Annotated in this window: 19 protein-coding genes and 1 pseudogene; 11 read left to right on the plus strand and 9 right to left on the minus strand. The window is 71.8% G+C overall.

Annotated elements, in window-relative coordinates:
- Positions 1 to 28 precede the first annotated feature (28 nt).
- Entirely contained in the window at positions 29 to 496 is a 468-nt protein-coding gene (locus ACFYXB_RS08535) for an ArsI/CadI family heavy metal resistance metalloenzyme (RefSeq protein WP_389579219.1), read from the plus strand.
- A gap of 315 nt (positions 497 to 811) precedes the next feature.
- On the opposite strand, the gene ACFYXB_RS08540 is transcribed toward ACFYXB_RS08535, so the two are convergent.
- Positions 812 to 1,525 (minus strand): cation transporter, encoded by a 714-nt coding sequence (locus ACFYXB_RS08540; protein ID WP_389579222.1) that lies wholly within the window; start codon positions 1,523 to 1,525, stop codon positions 812 to 814.
- The gene (locus tag ACFYXB_RS08545; protein ID WP_388503171.1) at positions 1,525 to 1,860 is read right to left on the minus strand and encodes an ArsR/SmtB family transcription factor; all 336 of its coding nucleotides are present in this window, start codon (positions 1,858 to 1,860) and stop codon (positions 1,525 to 1,527) included. Before ACFYXB_RS08545 ends, ACFYXB_RS08540 begins: the two co-directional genes overlap by 1 nt.
- A gap of 641 nt (positions 1,861 to 2,501) precedes the next feature.
- Between ACFYXB_RS08545 and rsgA the strand changes: the two genes are divergently transcribed.
- The 3 genes and pseudogenes from rsgA to ACFYXB_RS08560 all read left to right on the plus strand — a co-directional run.
- Positions 2,502 to 3,662 (plus strand): ribosome small subunit-dependent GTPase A, encoded by a 1,161-nt coding sequence (rsgA, locus tag ACFYXB_RS08550; protein WP_351348998.1) that lies wholly within the window; start codon positions 2,502 to 2,504, stop codon positions 3,660 to 3,662.
- A gap of 377 nt (positions 3,663 to 4,039) precedes the next feature.
- The gene (locus ACFYXB_RS08555) at positions 4,040 to 5,440 is read left to right on the plus strand and encodes a DNA-3-methyladenine glycosylase 2 family protein (protein ID WP_389579546.1); all 1,401 of its coding nucleotides are present in this window, start codon (positions 4,040 to 4,042) and stop codon (positions 5,438 to 5,440) included.
- Positions 5,437 to 5,556 (plus strand): annotated as a pseudogene (locus tag ACFYXB_RS08560) (cysteine methyltransferase); the annotation flags it as partial. The gene ACFYXB_RS08555 and the pseudogene ACFYXB_RS08560, both read left to right, overlap by 4 nt.
- A 119-nt stretch (positions 5,557 to 5,675) precedes the next feature.
- Here ACFYXB_RS08560 and ACFYXB_RS08565 read toward each other — a convergent pair.
- Positions 5,676 to 6,161: a DUF456 domain-containing protein gene (locus ACFYXB_RS08565; protein WP_389579226.1), complete on the minus strand. Its 486-nt coding sequence runs from the start codon at positions 6,159 to 6,161 to the stop codon at positions 5,676 to 5,678.
- Between the two features lie 69 nt (positions 6,162 to 6,230).
- Entirely contained in the window at positions 6,231 to 7,220 is a 990-nt protein-coding gene (locus ACFYXB_RS08570) for a helix-turn-helix domain-containing protein (protein ID WP_389579228.1), read from the minus strand.
- A 480-nt stretch (positions 7,221 to 7,700) separates the two neighbouring features.
- On the opposite strand from ACFYXB_RS08570, the gene ACFYXB_RS08575 reads away from it, so the two are divergent.
- The 3 genes from ACFYXB_RS08575 (at position 7,701) to ACFYXB_RS08585 (ending at position 11,844) form a co-directional block, all read left to right on the plus strand.
- Positions 7,701 to 9,236, plus strand: coding sequence for a protein phosphatase 2C domain-containing protein (locus tag ACFYXB_RS08575; protein WP_389579231.1), 1,536 nt, complete (start codon positions 7,701 to 7,703; stop codon positions 9,234 to 9,236).
- 84 nt (positions 9,237 to 9,320) lie between these two features.
- Positions 9,321 to 11,063 carry a pyruvate dehydrogenase gene (locus ACFYXB_RS08580; protein ID WP_351348984.1) on the plus strand — a complete coding sequence of 581 codons (1,743 nt, stop codon included), beginning with the start codon at positions 9,321 to 9,323 and terminating at the stop codon, positions 11,061 to 11,063.
- Positions 11,064 to 11,391: 328 nt separating this feature from the next.
- On the plus strand, positions 11,392 to 11,844 hold the full coding sequence (locus ACFYXB_RS08585; protein WP_351348980.1) for an ATP-binding protein: 453 nt from the start codon (positions 11,392 to 11,394) through the stop codon (positions 11,842 to 11,844).
- 89 nt (positions 11,845 to 11,933) lie between these two features.
- Here ACFYXB_RS08585 and ACFYXB_RS08590 read toward each other — a convergent pair whose 3' ends face one another.
- Both ACFYXB_RS08590 and ACFYXB_RS08595 read right to left on the minus strand, forming a co-directional pair.
- The gene (locus ACFYXB_RS08590; protein ID WP_388503155.1) at positions 11,934 to 12,977 is read right to left on the minus strand and encodes a DUF2637 domain-containing protein; all 1,044 of its coding nucleotides are present in this window, start codon (positions 12,975 to 12,977) and stop codon (positions 11,934 to 11,936) included.
- 302 nt (positions 12,978 to 13,279) lie between these two features.
- Positions 13,280 to 14,119: a (2Fe-2S)-binding protein gene (locus ACFYXB_RS08595; RefSeq protein ID WP_389579236.1), complete on the minus strand. Its 840-nt coding sequence runs from the start codon at positions 14,117 to 14,119 to the stop codon at positions 13,280 to 13,282.
- A gap of 165 nt (positions 14,120 to 14,284) precedes the next feature.
- Between ACFYXB_RS08595 and ACFYXB_RS08600 the strand changes: the two genes are divergently transcribed.
- Positions 14,285 to 15,094: a GntR family transcriptional regulator gene (locus ACFYXB_RS08600; RefSeq protein WP_389579549.1), complete on the plus strand. Its 810-nt coding sequence runs from the start codon at positions 14,285 to 14,287 to the stop codon at positions 15,092 to 15,094.
- A 274-nt stretch (positions 15,095 to 15,368) separates the two neighbouring features.
- On the opposite strand, the gene ACFYXB_RS08605 is transcribed toward ACFYXB_RS08600, so the two are convergent.
- The 3 genes from ACFYXB_RS08605 to ACFYXB_RS08615 form a co-directional block, all read right to left on the minus strand.
- Complete coding sequence (locus ACFYXB_RS08605) at positions 15,369 to 15,899, minus strand: DUF2231 domain-containing protein (RefSeq protein ID WP_389579238.1); 531 nt, start codon at positions 15,897 to 15,899, stop codon at positions 15,369 to 15,371.
- 93 nt (positions 15,900 to 15,992) lie between these two features.
- A complete protein-coding gene (locus tag ACFYXB_RS08610) occupies positions 15,993 to 16,760 on the minus strand; it encodes a hypothetical protein (RefSeq protein ID WP_388503148.1) in 768 nt (255 codons plus the stop codon).
- A 167-nt stretch (positions 16,761 to 16,927) separates the two neighbouring features.
- Positions 16,928 to 18,601, minus strand: coding sequence for a PucR family transcriptional regulator (locus ACFYXB_RS08615; protein ID WP_389579240.1), 1,674 nt, complete (start codon positions 18,599 to 18,601; stop codon positions 16,928 to 16,930).
- Positions 18,602 to 18,902: 301 nt separating this feature from the next.
- Between ACFYXB_RS08615 and ACFYXB_RS08620 the strand changes: the two genes are divergently transcribed.
- Genes ACFYXB_RS08620 through ACFYXB_RS08630 form a run of 3 tightly spaced genes read left to right on the plus strand, consistent with a single transcriptional unit; the run spans position 18,903 to position 22,776 of the window.
- A complete protein-coding gene (locus tag ACFYXB_RS08620; protein WP_351348960.1) occupies positions 18,903 to 19,790 on the plus strand; it encodes a xanthine dehydrogenase family protein subunit M in 888 nt (295 codons plus the stop codon).
- Positions 19,790 to 20,392, plus strand: coding sequence for a (2Fe-2S)-binding protein (locus tag ACFYXB_RS08625; RefSeq protein WP_389579243.1), 603 nt, complete (start codon positions 19,790 to 19,792; stop codon positions 20,390 to 20,392). The genes ACFYXB_RS08620 and ACFYXB_RS08625 overlap by 1 nt, the downstream gene beginning before the upstream one ends.
- 2 nt (positions 20,393 to 20,394) lie before the next feature.
- Complete coding sequence (locus ACFYXB_RS08630) at positions 20,395 to 22,776, plus strand: xanthine dehydrogenase family protein molybdopterin-binding subunit (RefSeq protein ID WP_389579246.1); 2,382 nt, start codon at positions 20,395 to 20,397, stop codon at positions 22,774 to 22,776.
- Positions 22,777 to 22,886: the final 110 nt, after the last annotated feature.

A 22,886-nucleotide genomic window follows, 5' to 3' on the forward strand; every position in this document is an offset into this window, starting at 1 on the left:
ACATCCCACCCACCCAAGGAGGTTCGCCATGACGTCCCGCGTACAGCTCGCCCTCCGCGTTCCCGACCTCTCCGAGTCCGTCGCCTTCTACACGAAGCTCTTCGGCACCGAGCCCGCCAAACTCCGCGACGGCTACGCCAACTTCGCCATCACCGAGCCCCCGCTCAAGCTCGTCCTCATCGAGGGCACCGCAGGTGAGGCGACCCGCATGGACCACCTCGGCGTCGAGGTCGAGAGCACCGAGGCGGTGCACGCCGCCACCGCCCGCCTGGGCGAGGCCGGCCTGGCCACCGACGTGGAGGACGACACCACCTGTTGCTACGCCCTCCAGGACAAGGTCTGGGTCCACGGCCCCGGCCAGGAACCCTGGGAGGTGTACGTCGTCAAGGCCGACGCCGACACCCTGGCCAAGCAACAGGGCAGCACCTGCTGCGTGGGCCCCGCCGACGCCGCCGTCGACGCGAAGGAACCGCCCGTCGCGGGCGGCTGCTGCTGATCCGCCGATGGCCGACCTCCACACCAGCGAGGCTCCAAGCCACCGCCGTCACCGACCGATGGGGCACCACCCACTACGGTCGCCTGTCCGGAATGCTGGCCGCCCCAGCCACCATCGCTGCCGCCCTGCAGCCCTGGCGCCGTTCGCAGGAGCCGCGCTCGCCGGACCGCTCGGCGGCTATCCCGGCCTGTTCGCCGTGCTCGCACTGACCTCCGCCGTAGCGGCCCTCCTCGCGCTGGGGAGCTGACGAAGATCACTGAACATTGGGGGACGTCTCGCGGTCAGCCCCAGCGCCCGCTGGGCTTCTGCGGACAGTCAGTTACAGCAATCGCAGCCTGGGCGGCAGCCGCACGCGCCGTCCCCCTCGGTGTCGATGGTTGGAACCGCCACCGCGGAGGGCGCGCAGCAGCCCTTGCCCTGCCAGGCGTCACGGCCTTCCTTTGTGGCAACGGCGGCGATGACGAGTGCGGCAATGGGATCGGCCCAGGACCAGCCGAGGGTGGCGTTGAGGACCAGGCCGACCAGGAGCACGGCCGAGAGATACGTGCACAGCAGGGTCTGCTTGGAGTCGGCGACCGCGCTGGCGGAGCCGAGTTCACGGCCCGCGCGGCGTTGAGTTGCTGACAGGAACGGCATGACCGCGAGAGAGAGGGCGGCGAGCACGATGCCGGCGATGGAGCGCTCCGCCTCCCCCGTACCAATCAGCGCGCGGACGGCATCGACAGTGACGTAGGCGGCGAGCGCAAAGAACGACAGCGCGATGATCCGCAGCGTTGTCTTCTCTCGCGCCTCGCGCACGGCGTGCTCGCGGGCGGAGAACTGCCAGGCCACCGCGGCGGCGGAGGAGACCTCGATGACCGAGTCCAGGCCGAAGCCGATCAGAGCGGTGGACGAGGCGAGAGTGCCGGCGGTGATGGCGACGATCGCCTCGATGACGTTGTAGGTGATGGTCGCCGCGACCAGCAGACGTATCCGACGGGCGAGTACGTCTCGGCGGGCCGGGGATGGGCCGAGGGATATTGCGGTCATCAGCAGCATCCCTTGTCGTCGGCGTCGGCACAGGTGCGGTCGGTCTCGACAGCCACCACAGCGGCACGCAGGTCGTCCAGCGCGTGACCGAGGCGCTCGTCCGCCAGTTCGTAACGGGTGCGCCGGCCGTCGGGCATGGTGACGACCAGACCGCAGTCGCGCAGGCATGCGAGGTGGTTGGAGAGCCGGGTGCGCGAGATGCCGAGCGCGTCGGCGAGATCGGCGGGGTAGGCCGGGGCCTCGCGCAGCGCGAGCAGGATGCGGCAGCGGATCGGGTCAGCGAGCGCGCGGCCGAACCGGGCCAGCACTTCGATGTCGGAGGCAACAGTCAGCACAGCACAACAGTACATAAATTTCTGAATTCAGGAAATCGTGGATCGTTAGCTTGGCGGACCTGCCCCGTAATAGCGGGTGGGCTGCGCCGGCCCTGGTTCAGCCCACCTGCCTCGACGTCGGCTACCGCTCGTCGCCCTCGCCGTACGAATCGCGAGGGATGCCGTACGGGCACGCGGTCAGGGGAGGGAGTTTCGTGCCGACGGGCTCGACGCGCGCAGGGCCCGTACCGGGTCGGACTGCTCTCGGTGCCGGACACCACCCGAACTGTGCTGAGCGACGCCTACGACGGGGCGTGCGAGGCCCTCGCGTGGAGGATCGCGTTCACGTGCCTCGGGACCTGGTTGACACCCAGCAAGCGCAGACCCGTGAGGAGGGAGCAGCCAGGACGTCTCGATGGTCTGCCGGATATTGGGTAGCGCCCAACTGCGCGCGCTCCTAGGCTGAGGACCGCTTCGCGCGGTGGCCGTTGGCTGCCGCTGTCGGCCAGGTGTGAAACGGGAGGTGTGACCGATGGCTGTCTCTGTGATGGGCGCTGCCCGCAACCAGAAGATCGTCCACTCCACCTCCGTGGTCTCCGGCTGACCTTTTCTCCCAGCGCACACTTGCGCGGGGCCGGGGCCGCCCTTGTGAAGGGTTTCCCTTGAATTTCTCTTCTCTTTCGGCTTCTTCAACTTCCTCGCACCCTCTCGCCCTGTACGGCTGGGACGAGGGTTGGGAAGCGGAGTTCGCTCCCTACGCCGAGCAGGGTCTTCTGCCCGGCCGTGTCGTGCGGGTCGACCGTGGCCTGTGCGACGTCATCACCCCGGTTGGCACCGTCCGCGCTGACACCGAGTTCGTCGTCCCCCGGGACCCGATGAAGGTCGTGTGCACGGGGGACTGGGTCGCCGTCGACCCCGAAGGCAGCGACCCGCTGTACGTGCGGACCCTGCTGCCACGCCGTACCGCCTTCGTGCGCTCGACGTCGTCCAAGCGCTCCGAGGGTCAGGTGCTGGCCACCAACATCGACTACGTCGTCATCTGTGTGTCACTCGCGGTCGAACTGGACCTCGGGCGGATCGAACGGTTTCTGGCGCTCGCCATGTCCGGTTCGGGTGGTGAGGCACCGCTGCATACGTCAGCACTCTCCTGGGAGTCGGGGGCGCAGCCCGTGGTCGTGCTCTCCAAGGCCGACCTCGTGCCCGACCCGGTGACGCTCGCGCACCTCGTCCAGGACGTGGAGACGACGGCCCCCGGAGTGCCGGTGCTCACCGTCAGCGCTCTGCACGGCGACGGGCTCGACGTCCTCGTCGCGACCGTCGGCGGGGGCACCTCCGTGCTGCTCGGGCAGTCCGGCGCCGGCAAGTCCACGCTCGCGAACGCACTCCTCGGCGAGGACGTGATGGACGTCCGGGCGGCGCGGGACGTCGACGGCAAGGGGCGGCACACCACCACCACCCGGAATTTGCTCGCCCTGCCCGGTGGGGGCGTTCTCATCGACACCCCTGGGTTGAGGGGCGTGGGGCTGTGGGACGCCGAGACCGGGGTCGGCCAGGTGTTCTCCGAGATCGAGGAGCTGGCACGGGAGTGCCGGTTCCACGACTGCGCGCACGAGAGCGAGCCCGGCTGCGCCGTCCTGGCCGGCGTCGAGAACGGGGATCTGCCGTTCCGCCGCCTGGAGAGCTACCGCAAGCTCATCCGTGAGAACCAGTGGATCACCGCCAAGACCGATGCCCGAGTCCGTGCCGAGCTGCGGCGGGACTGGAAGCGGAAGGGGGCGGAGGGCAAGGCGGCCATGGAGGCCAAGCGCGGCCGGTGGCGCTGACCCGCGACCGGCCGAGGGCGGGGGCTGGTGCTGACGCGCGACGGTTCGAGTGTGGGCGTTGGCGCTGTGGCCCAGCGGTCTGTGCGCACACGCCGGCGCCGGCCCGCGACGGCCCGAGCACGGGCGTCGGCACTGTCACCCGACCGTCCGTGGGCGGGGGTTGGCGCCGACGCCCGATGGCCCGAGCACGGGCGTCGGCACTGTCGCCCGACCGTCCGTGGGCGGGGGTTGGCGCCGACGCCCGATGGCCCGCGCACGGACGTTTGCGCACGCCCGACCGTCCGAGCGCGGGCGTTCGCGCTGACGTCGGCCGTCCCAGCGCCGCGTCCGATTTCCGCCAGCCCCGGCTTCGTCCCTCCCGCAGACTGGAAGGCGTGATGGACGAAGACAGCAGGTACGAGGCCGTGCGGAGCCGGGATGCCCGGTTCGACGGTGAGTTCTTCTTCGCCGTCGAGACGACCGGGATCTACTGCAGGCCCAGCTGTCCGGCGGTGACGCCCAAGCGGCGGAACGTGCGGTTCTTCGCGACCGCCGCCGCCGCGCAGGGCTCCGGCTTCCGGGCGTGTCGCCGGTGTCGCCCGGACGCCGTGCCCGGCTCCGCCGACTGGGACGTGCGGGCCGACGTCGTGGGGCGGGCCGTGCGGATGATCGGCGACGGGGTCGTGGACCGGGAGGGTGTCGCCGGGCTCGCCACGCGGCTCGGCTACAGCGCACGCCAGGTCCAGCGGCAGCTCACCGCGGAACTCGGCGCCGGTCCGGTCGCACTGGCCCGGGCGCAGCGGGCGCACACCGCGCGCGTGCTCGTGCAGACGACCGACCTGCCGATCACGGAGATCGCGTTCGCCTCCGGCTTCGCCAGCGTGCGGCAGTTCAACGACACGATCCGCGCCGTGTACGCCGCGACACCGAGCGAACTGCGCGCCACCGCGCCCCGCGGACGGGGTACGCGCCGGGGCGCGGGGATTCCGCTGAGGCTCGCGTACCGGGGGCCGTACCAGGCGGGCGCGGTCTTCGACCTGCTGGAGCGCGAGGCCGTGAGCGGGGTCGAGGAGGTGAGCGGCGGGCGCGGCCGCCGTACCTACCGGCGCACCCTGCGGCTGCCGTACGGCACCGGGACCGTCGCCGTCGACGAACGGACCGGCGCCTCGAAGGGCGGGCCCGCCGCACACCCGGGCGGCTGGCTCGATGCCCGGCTGCACCTCACCGACCCACGCGACCTGACCACGGCTGTGCAGCGGCTGCGGCGGCTGTTCGACCTCGACGCCGACCCCTACGCCGTCGACGAGCGGCTCGGCAGTGACGAGCGGCTCGCTTCGCTGGTCGCCGCCCGGCCCGGACTGCGCTCACCCGGCACCGTCGACCCCGCCGAACTGGCCGTACGGGCGCTCGTCGGGCGAGCCGCGGCCGAGCGGCTGGTGCTGCGCTACGGCAAGGCACTCGACGCCCCCTGCGGCAGCCTCACCCACCTCTTCCCCGAGCCTGCCGTCCTCGCCGAGGCCGAGTCGGGCGGCACCCTCGGCGCACTCGCCGCCGCGCTCGCCGACGGCACCGTACGCCTCGACCCGGGCGCCGACCGGGACGATGCGGAGGCGGCTCTGCTCGCCCTGCCCGGGATGGACCCGGCCGTCGTCGCCCTGATCCGCGTACGTGCCCTTGGGGATCCCGATGTGATCCCGCCCGGCCGGGACATGCCGGACAGCGCCACCGACGGCTGGCGGCCCTGGCGGTCCTACGCCCTGCAACACCTGGACACAGAGCGAGAGTTGGAATCGGTATGAGCCTCGAACCGACGTACTGGACGAGCGTGGACGGGCCCCTCGGCTCCCTCCTCCTCACCGCCGGCCCGGGCGGCGCGCTGACCTCGCTGTCCGTGCCGGGGCAGAAGGGCGGCCGGTTCGATACGGCCGGACCGGATCCGGCCCGCCTACGACCCCGACGACCATCTGCACTTCAACGACGCGGGGATGCGGGCCCTGGCCGACGCCTTCGATGTCGACGTCATGGACCGAGCCGTCAGCCCCGGATGACGGCGACCAGCCACGCCCCCAGGATCAGCAGACAGGCGAAGAACTCGGTCAGCACGCTGGAGCCGCCCGAGCGCATCGTCGTACGCAGCGCGGCCATCGCCTCGCCGTGACCGCCGAGCCGCAGCCGTTCGTGGACGTAGATCCCGGCCATGAAGCCGGGGATCGCGCCCACCACCGGCAGCAGAAAGAAGCCGAGGAACGCTCCGAGCCCCGCGTACGCCTCCATCCGGGGCGTCGCGCCGCTGGCGCGCAGCCGCCGCCGGGGCGGCAGCGCCCAGCGCACCACCTGCGCCAGAAGCAGCACCGCGGTGGCCCCCACCAGGACCCCCCAGGCCGCCGGCCGTGGATCCTGCAGCGCCCACCACAGGACTCCGGCCCACACCAGCCACGACCCCGGCACCCCGGGCACCAGCACTCCGCACAGGCCGAGCACGAGGATCAGGCCGACCAGCAGGAGTTCCGACACTCCCATCTGCCCAGGGTGCCGGACCCGGCGCGACGGCGCAGGCCATATACCCGTCAGCTGTGGACGTCGTACCGGTCAGTCGTGGATGTCACGGGACACCCAGCCGCGTTCGTACGCGTGCCAGCCGAGCTGGAGCCGGGTCGTCACCCCGGTCAGCTCCATCAGGCGCTTCACGCGCCGCTGTACGGTCCTCAGGCCCAGGTCGAGCTGTTTGGCGACGCTCGCGTCCGTCAGCCCCGCCAGCAGCAGGGACAGCACCTCCAGGTCGGTTCCGTCGGGGCCGTCCGGCTGCTGCTCGGTGACCCCGGACGTGCCGAGCCTGAGCGGCAGCGCGTCCCGCCACACCGACTCGAACAGTCCGGACAGCAGCTCCAGCAGACCACTCGCGTGCACCACGAGCGCGGCCGGTTCCGCGCTGCGCGAGGTGAGCGGCACCATCGCCAGCGAACGGTCGGCCACCACCAGCTTGGTCGGCACCTGGTCCACCACCCGCACCTGCTCGTCCCGGCCCAGCGCCGCAGTCAGCTGGAACATCCCGTCCGGCAGGTCGAGGACCGACCGCTCCACCACCACCCGGTAGCGCACCCCGCGGCCGACCGCCTGCTCCTCGGCGTCGTTCTCCATGCCGGAGACGACCATCGGGTTGTCGGTGACCAGCGCGCACACCTCCTCGGTCGCGGCGAGCTGCATCTGCAGGAACCGCTGCGCCACCGCGGCCGCGCCGGTGACCACCTCGACCAGGTCGTGCACGGCGGGCTCGGTGGCCGACGCGCGGTACTCCTCCGCCAGCAGCGCCGCAGCCAGTTCGGCCTTCTCCAGCTCGTGCCGCTGCTGGGTGAGCAGCGCGCCGAGAGCTACGCCGGGGGGCGCCGCGACCCAGCGGCCGGGGCGCGCCGAGGACTGGGCCGCCAGCCCGTGCTGCTCCAGCCTGCGCAGCGCGCGCTCCGTGTCGTGCTCGGCCAGCGCCAGCCGCCGCGCCAGGTCGGGCACGTCGGCCGCGCCCACGGACACCAGTGCCCGGTACGCGGACTCGTGCGTCTCGTCCAGACCGATCGCTGCCAGCATCAGCCCCTCGTCCCTCCCCTTAAGACAACACCCCCGGATGCGCGCCATGGCGGAAATCGGCCACGGCGCAAACCCGCCTCGGCACATCATCGCTGTATCACCGGTCACTCTGCCAAGGTGTCGTCACGGCGGTATCGATCACCGAGTGCGTGTCCCACCGGCCGGGCCGCAGGAAGACAAGGCATGCCCTGGTCGGCCCGGCGGACACGGCCGGCGACTCGGCCGCGGAGACGGTGACCCGGGCCCATGAGCGCGCAAGCGCGTGAAGGGGACATGGGGCCGGGCCACTCCGAGTCGCCGGGCGGTTCTCCCGTGGGGGGTGGAGCCGCCCGGCGACCTGTTTCCCCCTTGCGTTTCCCTGCCGCCTTGTCTCGTACGGCAGTTCGCCGCGTCCCTCGACACGCCTGTGAAACGGTCGGGTGCGCCCGAATTTCGGGATGCCCCGTTTTCATACGGCCCGTGCGGTGGACAATCAGGGGCATGAGCCAGCAGGGGGGAAGGCCAGCCCGTCACGAGGACGAGTGGTGGGGTCAGCTGTACGACGACTCCACCGAGGACACGGGGCCGACGGCCGCGGCGGATTCCCTGGACGACCGGTTCGCCTCGGCAGCGAACACAGTGACAGGGGAAACGGGTGCGGCGGACGACGCCGCGCCGGAGACCGACTTGGGTGGCGCATCACCGGCGCCCTCTTCCGGGGCGCCGGTTTCCGCGCACGAGGCGGAGGACGAGGCCGAGGCCGTCCCGCGATGGCCGCGCGTGGCCATGGAACCCCCGGGCGTGACACCGCCTGGTCCGCCGACCTCCGCGTCCGTGCCCGCGTCCCGCGTCCCATCGGACATCTTCCAACCCCCTTCGGCGGACCCGGAAACACCCGAGCCGGAGTCGACAGCACCCACTGCGGACCCGGCCCCCGAGGCCACCGCCCCACCCGCCCGGCGGGGCATCGCCCTGGACCTCGACACGGCAGAGCCTCCGACCCCGCCGACCCCTGCCCCGCGGAGCACCCCTCCCACCTCCACCCACCCGGACCTCCCCCCGGCCGCCGCCGTCGACTACGTCGGTTCCGGGCCGCCCACATACGACGCCGAACCCACCGCCCTGCCGCCCGCCGATCCCGACGAGCTGGACGAACTTGTGGCGGACACCGTCCTTGACGGGGCGCGGTACGGGGCCTGTACGTTGCGGGCCGTGTCCGTGCGGGGGGACTCCGCGCGGTACCGGGGTGAGCCGCGGCGCGATTCGTTGCTCACCGCCCGGTTCGGGAGCGGCGAGCAGGCGCTGATTCTCGTGGCGCTGGCCACGGGCGCGCGGGCCACCCCGGGTGCGCACCGGTCCGCCGCCGAGGCGTGCCAGTGGATCGGGCGGGCCGTGGGGCGCAGTCACCTCAGGCTCGTCGAGGACATAAGGGCCGCCCGCCGCGGAGACCTGAAGTCGGGCCTGCACCGGCTCACCGACCGCAGCCTCGGCAAACTCCGGGCCAGCGCGGGCGAGCAGGGCATCGAACCGGAGGAGTACGCGGCCAGCCTGCGCTGTCTGCTGCTCCCGGCCGACCCGGAGTGCCGTACCCGCGTGTTCTTCGGTGTCGGCCAGGGCGGGCTGTTCCGGCTGCGGGGCGGTGAGTGGCAGGACATCGAGCCCCGTGTCAGCGCCGACGACGCCGCCGGGGAGCCCGTCGTCGGCTTCGGCTCGCTGCCGGCCGAGACCCCGGACGGGGACCGGCTCACCATGGACTTCGGTATTCCGACGCCGCCCAGCCCGTACGAGCCCGCCCCCCAGCCGCCCCGCGAACCCTTCCGCTTCCGTGCCTCCGTCGCCCGCCCGGGTGACGCGCTGCTGATGTGCAGCGGCGGGCTGGCCGAACCGCTGCGCGGTGAACCCGCCCTCTGCGCCTACCTGGCCCGTCGCTGGTCCGGCGGCACCCCGCCCGGCCTGGCCGCGTTCCTGGCGGACACACAGGTGAGGGTGAAGGGGTACGCGGACGACCGTACGGTTGCGGCCGTTTGGGAGGCGTAACCGCGGCCCCTGTGGATTCATGGAACTCGACCACCCCGAAACCTCGGACGGATCACCGCAAGACCGAAGGGGCATATGAGAGCCATGGCCAAACAGAACGTCGCCGAGCAGTTCGTCGACATCCTCGCCCGCGCCGGTGTGCGCCGCCTCTACGGCGTCGTCGGTGACAGCCTCAACCCGGTCGTCGACGCCGTCCGCCGCAATTCCGCCATCGACTGGATCCACGTACGCCACGAGGAGACCGCCGCCTTCGCGGCCGGTGCCGAGGCCCAGATCACCGGGAAGCTGGCCGCCTGCGCCGGCTCCTGCGGCCCCGGCAACCTCCACCTGATCAACGGCCTGTACGACGCCCACCGGTCCATGGCGCCCGTTCTCGCCCTCGCCTCGCACATCCCCTCCAGCGAGATCGGCCTGAGCTATTTCCAGGAGACCCACCCCGACCAGCTCTTCCGCGAGTGCAGCCACTACAGCGAGCTGATCTCCAACCCCAAGCAGATGCCCCGGCTGCTGCAGACCGCCATCCAGCACGCGGTGGGTCAGAGCGGCGTCAGCGTCGTGTCCCTGCCCGGCGACGTCGCCTCCGAGCCTGCCCCGGAGAAGGCCGCCGAGAGCGCCCTCGTCACCTCACGGCCCTCAGTGCGCCCGGGCGACGCCGAGATCGACCGGCTCGTCGAGATGATCGACCGGGCCGAGAAGGTCACCCTCTTCTGCGGCAGCGGCACGGCGGGCGCGCACGCCGAGGTCATGGAGTTCGCCGGGAAGATCAAGTCACCCGTCGGACACGCCCTGCGGGGCAAGGAGTGGATCCAGTACGACAACCCGTACGACGTCGGCATGAGCGGGCTCCTCGGCTACGGCGCCGCCTACGAGGCCACCCACGAGTGCGACCTGCTGATCCTGCTCGGCACCGACTTCCCGTACAACGCCTTCCTCCCGGACGACGTGCAGATCGCCCAGATCGACGTACGGCCCGAGGTGCTCGGCCGGCGCTCCCGGCTCGATCTGGCCGTGTGGGGCGACGTCCGCGAGACCCTGCGCTGTCTCGTTCCGCGCGTGCGCACCAAGGAGAACCGGCGCTTCCTCGACAAGATGCTGAAGAAGCACGCCGACGCGCTCGAGGGCGTGGTCAAGGCCTACACCCGCAAGGTCGAGAAACATGTCCCGATCCACCCCGAGTACGTGGCCGCCGTACTGGACGAGACCGCCGACGAGGACGCCGTGTTCACGGTCGACACGGGCATGTGCAACGTCTGGGCCGCCCGCTACATCTCGCCCAACGGCCGCCGCCGCGTGATCGGTTCGTTCTCGCACGGCTCGATGGCGAACGCGCTGCCCATGGCCATCGGGGCGCAGTTCACCGACCGTGGCCGGCAGGTCGTGTCGATGTCCGGCGACGGCGGATTCGCCATGTTGATGGGCGACTTCCTGACGCTCGTGCAGTACGACCTGCCGGTCAAGGTCGTCCTCTTCAACAACTCCGCGCTGAGCATGGTCGAGTTGGAGATGCTGGTCGCGGGCCTGCCCTCGTACGGCACCACCAACGTCAACCCGGACTTCGCCGCCGTGGCCCGCGCCTGCGGTGCCTTCGGCATCCGGGTCGACAAGCCCAAACAGCTCGCGAGCGCCCTGAAGGAGGCCTTCAAGCACAAGGGGCCCGCCCTGGTCGACGTCGTCACCGACCCCAACGCGCTGTCCATCCCGCCGAAGATCAGCGCCGAGATGGTGACAGGGTTCGCGCTGTCCGCGTCCAAGATGGTGCTGGACGGCGGCGTCGGGCGCATGGTGCAGATGGCCCGCTCCAATCTGCGCAACGTGCCCCGGCCCTGAGGCCGGTGCCGGGAAGCAAGCGATTTCAGCCAGTTTCACGGACTCTGCCGGGCAGCCCGGGCAGGAAACCGGCCGCTCTGTCTCACCGGGACGGGGCGGCCGGCCGACGCATGGTGCCGCCTTCGAATGATTCTTTGGTACGGCGGGACTCGAGCCTTGACCCAGCGGCCGTACAACCGTGGCCGATCCCTCGGTCGTTGACGATTCCACATGACTGCGCCCGGGCTCACGGGGCATGGATCTCCGTGAACGTGTTCGGTCAGGAGGGGAACCGGAAAACAGCGTGCGGGCGGGGGTCATGAAAAGGCATGCGCGAGGGGTCGGTCCCGTGACCATCGGGGCCTCCTCGGTGAAAGCGGCGGGGGAAGACACCGACGACGTCAGAAACCGGACCCGCGCGCCGCAACTGCGGCGCAGACTGGGCCGGTCGGACCTGCGAGAGGTCCCCGAGGCGCGCAGGGCGCTGCGCGAACTCCTGCGGCACTGGGGGAAACCGGGCCGCTCGGAGATAGCCGAACTGCTCACCAGCGAACTCGTCACCAACGCGCTCGTCCACACCGACCACGACGCCGTCCTGACGGCCGTCGTCGGACCGCGTGGACTGCGCGTGGAGGTACGGGACTTCGTGGCCCGCAGGCCGCGGTTGTGCGCGCCCGACGCCGACGAGGGCACGCACGGCAGGGGACTGGTCCTGGTGCAGTCCCTGGCGGACGCCTGGGGCGTACGGCCTCACGGAGTGGGCAAGGCGGTCTGGTTCGAACTCGGCGCGGAAGCCGCCTGAGACGCACGCCGCCGGAAACGGGACGGGCGCGTGACCGAGGTGGTCACGCGCCCGTCCGGTGGTGTCCGGTGTCGGCCTGTCAGCCGATGTCAGCCGAACTGCTGCTCAAGGTCCTTGAGCTTGCGCTCCAGGGAGTCGAGCCGCGGCAGGGCCATGGTGTCGTCCTCCACCGTCAGGTCGACGGTGATCGGGTCAGGCCCTTTGCGGACGGGCTGCAGGTCCGGCCGAGAACGCACGGGCAGCTGCTCCGGCGCCGCTGGGGCAGGCTCCGTGGAGGCCTGGGCGGGCGCGGCCTCCAGGGCCTGCGGCTCCAGCTGCCGTCCGCCGCCCCGGCCGATGAACCCGCGGTGCCCCCGGCTGATCGCCTTGAGCTGCGCCCGCTCGACCCGCTGCTGGTCCCGCCGCCGCATCCTGGCCTCGTCCTTGCGCTGCTTGTCCTCGCGCACCTCCTCGACCGCCTCGTCCAGGCTGCGCACGCCCTCCAGGAGCATCAGCGACCAGGCCTTGTAGGTCTCGCGGGGGGCCCGCAGCCAGCGGACGATACGGATCTGCGGCAGCGGACGCGGCACCAGGCCCTGCTCCCGCAGCGCGGCCCGGCGGGTCTGCTTCAGCGCGCGGTCGAAGAGCACGGCCGCCGAGAGGGACATGCCGGAGAAGAACTGCGGGGCGCCCTCGTGGCCGAAGCCCCGGGGCGCGTGCACCCAGTTGAACCAAGCCGCCGCGCCCGCGAACGTCCACACCAGGATCCGGGAACCGAGGGCCGCGTCGCCGTGGCTGGCCTCGCGCACCGCGAGCACGGAGCAGAACATCGCCGCACCGTCCAGGCCGAACGGCACCAGATACTCCCAGCCGCCGCTGAGGCCGAGGTTCTCTTGACCGAAGCCGACCAGGCCGTGGAAGGAGAGGGCGGCGGCCACCGCCGCACAGCAGAACAGGAGCACGTAAGAGGCCGTGCCGTAGATGGCCTCCTTGCGCCTGCGGCGCTCCTCGCTGCGCTCCCACGAGTCGTCCGCGCTCGCGTTGTCCCCGGAGGGGCGCTTGCCTCGCGCGAGCACCGCCACCGCCGCCAGCAGGCCCAGGAGCAATACGGCGCCCGGAAGCAGCCAGGTCAGCGATATGTCGGTCATTCTCATCTGGGTCCCTTGCATGGGGATAGGGCGTGACGCCCGCCATAGTGGCCCAATTCCACAAGCCCTCACGGGGTTTCGGGGCAGGAGCCCGCCGAGGAGGTGTGAGGGGGTGCCCAGGGCGGCGTTCTGCTCGAACTGCCGCTTGACGGACGGGAGTTGAGTTCGAATAAGACTACCCGTACGGATGGTTCCGCGGAAAGTTCCCGTGACAAGTGAGGAAGTTGTGAATCAGCTGTAACCGTACGGGTGTGCCACTCGCCGTTGATCTTAGTGGAGAGCGGACCGTGCTCCGGCCTGAGGGGGCCTCAAGCCGCACCTGCCGCCGTGAGTTTGGCGATGCGGTCGGCGTCGCGGTTGCGCGGGCAGGTGACGCAGGTGTCCTGCGGCCGCACCGTGTAGAACATGCAGCAGCTCGCCCGGTCACGGGTGGGCAGCGACTCGCCGCCCGGACCGGTCAGTACGCGGAAGGCGGCGCACCCTACGTACGGCTCGGTCGACCCCGGCAGCAGCAGCTCCAGCTCGCGCACGGCGCGCCGCTCCTCGTCCGCGCCGAGCAGCGAGGCGACGTACCACAGCCCCTCGACGACCTCGTCGGTCGCCATGCCCCACAGCGCCCGCCCACGCCGCCGCATGCGCGGCCCGAACCCGGTGAGGACCGGTTCCAGGTGCTCCGCGACCGCCGCGCGCACCGCGGCCCGCAGCGCCTCCTCGTCCGGTACGACGGCCGCACCGGGAAGCGCCGCCGCCGGGTCGTCCGGGAGGCAGGCGAAGGAGGCGGGGCGGACGGCCATGCGGCCGGCGGTGCGGTCGTACGAGACGTGGGTGACCGGGAGGCGCGGCACCCGGCGGTGCAGGAACCAGGGGAGGGTGATCAGCAGACAGGCGGGCCAGGCATAGCGGTGCAGGCCGAAGCTCGCCACGACGTCCGGGCGGGCCCGCTGTCCGTAGTCGCGCAGCACCTGCGCCTCGTCCCACGCCAGGAACGCGTCCAGGTCGGGGCCGCCCGCCGCGAGCGCGGCCGCGGCGGTCCAGCCGTCGCCGCTCGGGTCGGGGTCCTCGGCAGTCAGTTCCGTCACAGCCAGTCCCACGTAGACCTCGGTGAGTCGGGCGTACGCGGCGGTGACGGCCGAGGCCGGAGCAGGCATGACGGAACCACCGATCAGTGATCGCGGGCGGGGCAAGGAAAGTAAGGCTTACCTTATTCGCATCGCTCGGAATTTGAACTGTCGCCCCATGCGCCTAAGGTGCTTGACGGACGAGTGACAAACAGTGCTAATGACCCCAGTGCCGACACCCCGGAGGAGGACCCCGTGCAGCAGGGCGTGCACTCTGCCGGGACGGGGGTTCCGGAGCCGTGCGTGGGAGCGGATGCGGTACGGGTGCCGCAGCAGACGCGGGCCGTGGACGCCGCGGACGCGACCCGGGAGCGCGGTGCCGCTGCGCCGGCCGCCCGGGGTGAGCACACGCACAGCGAGCCGCCCGTTCCCCGGCCGCGGCCCGTCGTCCAGCGGTCCTCGGTGCGCGGTCAGATCCTGGACGCCCTGCGCACCGCACTGGTCACGGGCAACCTGAAGCCCGGCGAGGTGTACTCGGCGCCGGCGCTCGGGGAGCGGTTCGGGGTGTCCGCGACGCCGGTGCGCGAGGCCATGCAGCAGCTCACGCTGGAGGGCGCCGTCGAGGTCGTGCCCAACCGCGGGTTCCGGGTGATCGAGCGGGGCGCGCGCGAGCTGTCCGAACTGGCCGAGGTCCGGGCGCTGATCGAGGTGCCGGTGGTGCTGAGGCTGGCCCGTACGGTGCCGGCCGAGCGCTGGGCCGAGCTACGGCCGCTCGCCGACGACACGGTGCGCGCCGCGTCCTCCGGCTGCCGCGCCACCTATGCCGAGGCCGACCGCGCCTTCCACCGCGCGGTCCTGTCCCTCTCCGGCAACGAACAGCTGGTCCAGATCGCCGGCGACCTCCACCGCCGCTCCCAGTGGCCCCTGGTCGGCGGCCCACTCCGCCCCGACTCCGCCGAACTCCTCACGAACGCGTCGCAACACACGGCGCTGCTGGATGCCCTGCTGACGAGAGACCTGGACGTGGTCCCGGCGCTGGTGGCGGAACACTGGGGAGCGGTCTGAGCGGTACGGCGGAGGCGTCGACGTGTCGGCCGTGAACGACGGGGTTCCTCGCGTTGCCAGGCCGAAGGACCGCGGAGGCGGACGGCCCCCGGGCGGCCGCGCGAACCTCACGCGGCGGCACGGTTCTGCCGTCCACGGCCTTCGCGCGAAGGCTCCGCCGCTACGGCGCCTGCTCCGACGGCCTTGTCACGCCGGGCGGGCGGCGGCCAACGGCCCTCGCACGCCGGGTGCGCGCCCGCCTCCACGCGGGCTTCGCCCGTCGGGTCCGGGGAAGTCAGTCGCCGTTGCCGCCCTCGGCCCCCGTGCTCGTCGCCGTCTTGGAGAAGCCGTCGTGCCATGCGGCCTTCGCGCCGGAGTCGCCGATGCGGTAGACGTCGACCACCGCGCCCGCGGCCACGGCCACGGAAAGCACCGCCACGGTCATCCGCACCGGCAGCGCGGTCCAGCGCGTGGTGACCGGCGCGGCGTCCGTTGCCGTGCCGGCCGGCCTGCGGCTCGCCCACCACACCACGGCCGCCAGGACGAACAGGCCCAAAGCCCAAGGCAGGAGCCCGTCACCCAGCTCGGCGTGGCGCCGTACCAGCGTGTCGCTTGCGACGTGCTTCTCCAGCCACTCGCCCGCCTGCGTCGTCAGCGGCACACCGGCGAGGGCCACGAGGGCGAGCAGGGGCAGCAGCACACCGAGCCGACGGGCGACGCTCGGCCACAGCGCGCAGATCACCAGGGCCAGCGCGACCAGCGGTACGAGCACGACGACGACATGGACGAGCAGGACATGCGCGGGCAGCCCGTTGACGAGACTCATGGGGGGTTCCTCCGGAGGTCGGGGTTCCGCAGTTTGGCACAGGAACCTCTCAGTCACCTCTCAGCCCACGCGTCACCGCCTCCGCACCCCCGCTCAGGCCGTGGCCGCCCCCGGTGCCGGTGGAGCCAACTGTTCGGCCAGCCACGTCGGTACGCCGCCGAGCAGCCGGAACAGCCGACGGGCCTCCTCCCGCAGGCGGGACGCCTCCGGCTCGGACTCGGTGTCGGCGAGGGATGCGAGCGCCGGGGCCGTGCCCACCAGGTAGCCCAACTCCTCCCGGATGCGCAGGGATTCCGCGAAGCCGTGCCGGGCCTCCGCCAACTCGCCGTCCCGCAGCGCGAGTCCCGCCAGATGCCGCCAGGTGAAGGACAGCAGCAGCGGGTCGGAGTGCGCGTCGGCGGCCGCGTGCGCGCGCCGGTAGGCGGCGCGGGCCGCCTGCGGGGAGCGAGCGAGGTTCTCCGCCAGCAGACCGCGGCGGAAGTCCAGCAGCGCCCTGCCCGGCGCCCCCGGCGGGATCAGCGCCGCCGCACGCCCGAGCGCCGCCCGCGCCTCGTCGGCCCGGTCCCGCACCCCGTGCAGCGTGGCCGAGTACGCAAGTTGCCCGCGTTCACAAGCGGCCGCACCGCGCTCCTCGTCGGTCTGCGCCAGCGCCTCCGCCGTACGCAGCGCGTCCTCGGCCTCCGCCCAGCCCCGCTCGGTGTACAGACACCGCTCGACCAGCAGCACGGCCCGCTGGAGCGCGGCCGCGGCGGTGTCCGGCCGGAGCAGGGCGGCCGCGTCGGCCCAGCAGGCCCGCGAGCGCAATCGCCATACCGCGGTCTGGAGCGGATCGTCACCGGCGGTCGTTCCGTTACCAGACATGGCGGAATGCGCCACGTTGCCCTCCCCGAGCACGCCATTGAGCTGTTGAGTGGTGGCGGCATTCCAGCACCAATGCAGGGGCCTGGCCAAGGGGGTAGGTGAAGGATTTCACAAAGTCGTGGGAAGGCGCGCCACTTGGGACCCACCAGCCCCACCCCTGTGTTACGTCAGCTCATGCGCAGCGCGAGGAAGAAATCGAGCTTGTCCTCCAGCCGCGACAGGTCCCGTCCCGTCAACTGCTCGATCCGCCCCACCCGGTAGCGCAGCGTGTTGACGTGCAGGTGGAGCCGGGTGGCGCAGCGCGTCCAGGAGCCGTCGCAGTCCAGGAACGCCTCCAGCGTCGGGATCAGCTCGGCCCGGTGCCGGCGGTCGTAGTCGCGCAGCGGATCGAGCAGCCGCGCGGTGAAGGCCCGGCGCACGTCGTCCGGCACGAACGGCAGCAGCAGCACATGCGACGCCAGCTCCTGGTGGCCCGCCGCACAGACCCGGCCCGGACGCGCCGCGGCCACCCGGCGGGCGTGCCGCGCCTCCTCCAGCGCCCCGCGCAGCCCCTCCGCCGAGTGCACGGCCGCGCTGACGCCGAGCGTGACCCGCCCGTCGTCGTTCAGCCCCGCCGACAGCGGCTCCCGTACGGCGTCCAGGAGCGCGTCGGCGAGGATCCCGGCCTCGGAGCCGTCGTGCTCGGACGACACCGCCGGCAGCGGGACCAGCGCGACCGCCTCGTCGCCGGTGTGGGCGACCGCTATCCGGTCGGACGGCTCGGGACCGGTGGCCAGCGGATCGACCAGGATCTCCTCGAGGAGCGACTGGGCGATCGGACCGCCCTCGACGTCGGCGCCGTCCCACTCGACCCGCGCCACGACGACCTGCCAGTGCGGAGCGGCACCCAGCCCCGGCAGCAGCACCGGCGCCGCCACCCGCAGTCGCGCCGCGATCTCGGCCGGTGCCGCGCCCGTCTGCACCAGCTCCAGGACCTCCTGCGCGAGCCGCCGCCGCACCGTGCGCGCCGCGTCCCGGCGGTCCCGCTCGACCGCGATCAGCTGGGTGACGCCCTGGAGCAGATCCAGCCGTTCCTCCGCCCAGTCACCGGCGTCCGCCTCGACGGCCAGCAGCCAGTCCGACAGTACGGTCTCGCGCACGTCCCGCGAGCCCTGCGACGAGCGGCCGCCGGCGCGGATCGGGAACAGCGAGTACGTGGCGTCGTCCAGCAGGATCCGGTGCGGTCCCCGGCGGCCCGTGCGGGCGCCGGCCAGCTGCTCTGCCGCGAGCCGGGCGCAGATCTCGGCGGACAGCGCGGGGCCCGCGACCTTGGAGCCCGCGATCAGCCGCCCGGTGGAGGAGAGCACCCAGGCCCGCAGGTCCAGGTCGGAGCCGAGCAGGTCCAGCACGACGTCCGGGCCGCCGCCGGCCGGGCCCGAGGTCATCATCCGGCGGTGCCGGTCGACCACGGCCGCGAGGTCCCCGGCGCGCTCGCCGGACACCTGCCGTACGACGTGCTCCGTGATCGTCGCGAACGCCACCGACTCGTCCACCGCGAACAGCGGCAGCCGGTGCCGGGCGCAGGCCAGCACCAGGTCGTCGGGGATGTCCCGCAGCTCCGCCTCGCCGGCCGCCAGGGCCGCCACACCGGCCTGCACGAGGAGTCGTACGAAAGGTTCCGAGTCCGCGGCGTCCCTGCGCCAGGCCAGGCCCGTCAGCACCAGCTCACCGCCCGAGAGGTAGCGGCTGGGGTCCCGCAGGTCGGTGGTCATGACACCCCGTACCGTCCGGTCCAGCTCGTCCTCGCCGCCGAGCAGCCGCAGGCCCAGCGCGTCGGTGTCCAGCAGAGCGCGCAGCCGCATCTCGTCGCCGCCGATCTTTGTCTCGAAAACTACGATGAATCTTGCAAGGGGCCGGTGGGGCGGGGGCCCGTTGTCGTTTCCATCGGAAAACGAGGAGGTTACTGATGACCTCCGTTCATACGAATCTACAAGATGCCCGTGCTGGCCAGCCAACTCCTTCATGGTTTCCGTGACTGACCCCGTCGGAGCACGGCCCTGTGTACTGAGTCCACTCCGCGTAAACAGCACATGAACGAGCCGGGCCCGCCGCACACGAACTGGCTCATTGCGTATGACCACGAGACGAAGAAGAGAGCCGGTCATGGACTTCCTTCGCCCCGCCAGCTGGGAGGAGGCGCTCGCCGCGAAGGCCGAGCACCCCACCGCTGTGCCGATTGCGGGTGGCACCGATGTGATGGTCGAGATCAACTTCGACCACCGCCGGCCCGAGTACCTGCTCGACCTGAACCGCGTCGGCGACCTCTACGAGTGGGAGGTCGGCGAGGACACCGTACGGCTCGGCGCCTCCGTCCCGTACACCCGGATCATGGAGCACCTCCGGACCGAGCTGCCGGGCCTGGCGCTCGCCTCGCACACGGTCGCCTCCCCGCAGATCCGCAACCGCGGCGGCGTCGGCGGCAACCTCGGCACCGCCTCCCCGGCCGGCGACGCCCACCCGGCTCTCCTCGCGGCGGGCGCCGAGGTCGAGGCCGAGTCGGTGCGCGGCACCCGGCTCATCCCCATCGACGACTTCTACACCGGCGTGAAGCGCAACGCGCTCGCCCCCGACGAGCTGATCCGCGCCGTCCGCGTCAAGAAGGCGGACGGCCCGCAGCAGTACTCGAAGGTCGGCACCCGCAACGCCATGGTCATCGCGGTCTGCGCCTTCGGCCTCGCCCTGCACCCCGAGACCCGCACGGTCCGCACCGGCATCGGCTCCGCCGCCCCGACCCCGGTCCGGGCGAGGACGGCCGAGGACTTCCTGAACGCGGCGCTCGACGAGGGCGGCTTCTGGGACAACGGAAAGATCATCACGCCGTCGGTCGCCAAGCAGTTCGCGGACCTGTGCGCCGCCGCCTGCAACCCGATCGACGACGTCCGGGGCACTGCGAGCTACCGCCGCCACGCGGTCGGGGTCATGGCCCGCCGGACGCTCACCTGGACCTGGGAGTCGTACCGCGGCACCCGTACCTCGGAGGGAGCTGCGTAATGCGCGTCAACTTCACCGTCAACGGACGTCCGCAGGAGGCCGACGACGTCTGGGAGGGCGAGTCCCTCCTGTACGTCCTGCGGGAGCGCCTGGGCCTGCCCGGCTCCAAGAATGCCTGCGAGCAGGGCGAGTGCGGGTCGTGCACCGTCAGGCTGGACGGCGTATCGGTGTGTTCCTGCCTGGTCGCGGCGGGGCAGGTTGAGGGCCGCGAGGTCGTGACCGTCGAAGGGCTCGCGGACTTCGCCAGGCAGCGCTCGTGCGGAACCTCGCTCGACGAGGCCAAGCTGGGGGTCCCCCCGGGCGAAGCCTGGGGGAGGGCCGCAAAGGGCACAGACTCCCAGACCGGCGAAGGCACCGGCTCATCCCCGCGCGCAGCGCTCTCTGGGATCCAGCAGGCGTTCATCGACGCCGGCGCCGTCCAGTGCGGCTTCTGCACGCCCGGTCTGCTCGTCGCCGCCGACGAGATGCTGGAGAGCAACCCGAACCCGACCGACGCGGACATCCGCGAGGCGCTGTCGGGCAACCTGTGCCGCTGCACCGGCTACGAGAAGATCATGGACGCGGTCCGCCTTGCGGCCGCCCGGCAGGGAGAGGAGGTCTGACCATGCCGACGAACGGCGCTCCCACGAAGATCACCCAGGGTTCGCAGACCCGCGGCGGCATCGGCGAGTCCACGCTCCGCCCGGACGGCACCCTCAAGGTCACCGGCGAGTTCGCGTACTCGTCCGACATGTGGCACGAGGACATGCTGTGGGGCCAGATCCTGCGCTCCACGGTCGCCCACGCCGAGATCGTGTCGATCGACACCGGCGAGGCCCTTGCCACGCCCGGCGTGTACGCCGTCATGACGTACGACGACCTGCCGACCGAGGTGAAGAACTACGGCCTGGAGATCCAGGACACCCCTGTCCTGGCGCACGGCAAGGTACGCCACCACGGCGAGCCCGTCGCGATCGTCGCCGCCGACCACCCGGAGACCGCCCGCCGAGCCGCCGCCAAGATCAAGGTGGAGTACCGCGAGCTCCCGGTCATCACCGACGAGGCCTCCGCGACCGCGCCGGACGCGGTCCTCGTCCACGACAACCGCGACGACCACCACATCGGCCACGTCCCGCACCCGAACGTCGTCCACCGCCAGCCGATCGTGCGCGGCGACGTCTCCGCCGCGCGGGAGCGCGCCGACGTGATCGTCAAGGGCGAGTACTACTTCGGCATGCAGGACCAGGCCTTCCTGGGCCCCGAGTCCGGCCTTGCCGTGCCCGACGAGGACGGCGGCGTCCACCTCTACATCGCCACCCAGTGGCTCCACTCCGACCTGCGCCAGATCGCGCCCGTGCTCGGCCTGCCCGAGGACAAGGTGCGCATGACGCTGGCCGGCGTCGGCGGCGCGTTCGGCGGCCGCGAGGACCTGTCGATGCAGATCCACGCCTGCTTGCTGGCGCTGCGCACCGGCAAGCCCGTCAAGATCGTCTACAACCGCTTCGAGTCCTTCTTCGGACACGTCCACCGCCACCCGGCACGGCTGTACTACGAGCACGGGGCCACGCACGACGGCAAGTTGACCCACGTCAAGTGCCGGATCGTGCTTGACGGCGGCGCGTACGCCTCCGCGTCTCCCGCGGTCGTCGGCAACGCAGCCTCGCTCGGCATCGGACCGTACGTCGTCGACGACGTCGACATCGAGGCCGTCGCCCTCTACACCAACAACCCGCCCTGCGGCGCCATGCGCGGCTTCGGCGCGGTCCAGGCGTGCTTCGCGTACGAGGCGCAGATGGACAAGGTGGCGAAACAACTGGGCATGGACCCGGTGGAGTTCCGGCAGCTGAACGCCATGGAACAGGGCACGATCATGCCGACGGGCCAGCCCGTCGACTCGCCCGCCCCCGTCGCCGAACTCCTGCGCCGCGTCAAGGCGATGCCGCTGCCGCCGGAGCGTCAGTGGGAGAGCAGCGAGGGCGCCGACGTACGGCAGCTGCCCGGCGGCCTGTCCAACACCACACACGGCGAAGGCGTCGTACGGGGCATCGGCTACGCGGTCGGCATCAAGAACGTCGGCTTCTCCGAGGGCTTCGACGACTACTCGACCGCGCGCGTCCGCATGGAAGTGGTCGGTGGCGAGCCCGTCGCCACCGTGCACACCGCGATGGCGGAGGTCGGCCAGGGCGGCGTCACCGTCCACGCGCAGATCGCCCGCACCGAGCTGGGCGTCACCCAGGTGACGATCCAACCCGCGGACACACAGGTGGGGTCGGCGGGTTCGACCTCGGCCTCCCGTCAGACGTACGTCACCGGAGGCGCGGTCAAGAACGCCTGTGAGCTCGTCCGCGAGCGGGTGCTGGAGCTCGGGCGCCGCAAGTTCGGTACCTACCACCCGGCTTGGGCGACCGCCGAGTTGCTGTTGGAGGGCGGCAAAGTGGTCACCGACGGCGGCGAAATGCTGGCCGGACTCGCCGACGTCCTCGGTGACGACGCCGTCGAGATCGAGGCGGAGTGGCGGCACCGGCCGACCGAGCCCTTCGATCTGCGCACCGGCCAGGGCAACGGCCACGTCCAGTACTCCTTCGCCGCGCACCGGGCCGTCGTCGAGGTCGACACCGAGCTCGGCCTGGTCAAGGTCATCGAACTGGCCTGCGCCCAGGACGTCGGCAAGGTGCTCAACCCGCTGTCCGTCGTGGGCCAGATCCAGGGCGGTACGACCCAGGGTCTGGGCGTCGCCGTGATGGAGGAGATCATCGTCGACCCCAAGACGGCAAAAGTCAGGAACCCCTCCTTCACGGACTACCTGATCCCCACCATCCTCGACACGCCGACCATCCCCGTCGACGTACTCGAACTGGCCGACGACCACGCCCCGTACGGCCTGCGCGGCGTCGGCGAGGCCCCGACCCTGTCGTCAACTCCGGCGGTCCTGGCGGCCATTCGGAATGCGACGGGGATCGAGCTGAATCGGACTCCGGTACGCCCGGAACACCTGACGGGAACGTGACCCTCCGGGGTTTCGACCGGTGATTTTTTTCCTGGGGGACGACGTCCCCCAGGCCCCCAACTGTTCGTCCTGGGCCGTCCCCCGGGTCGTGCGCATCCCAAATCCCGTGC

The sequence above is a fragment of the Streptomyces sp. NPDC002619 genome (assembly GCF_042889305.1).
Lineage (GTDB): Bacteria > Actinomycetota > Actinomycetes > Streptomycetales > Streptomycetaceae > Streptomyces.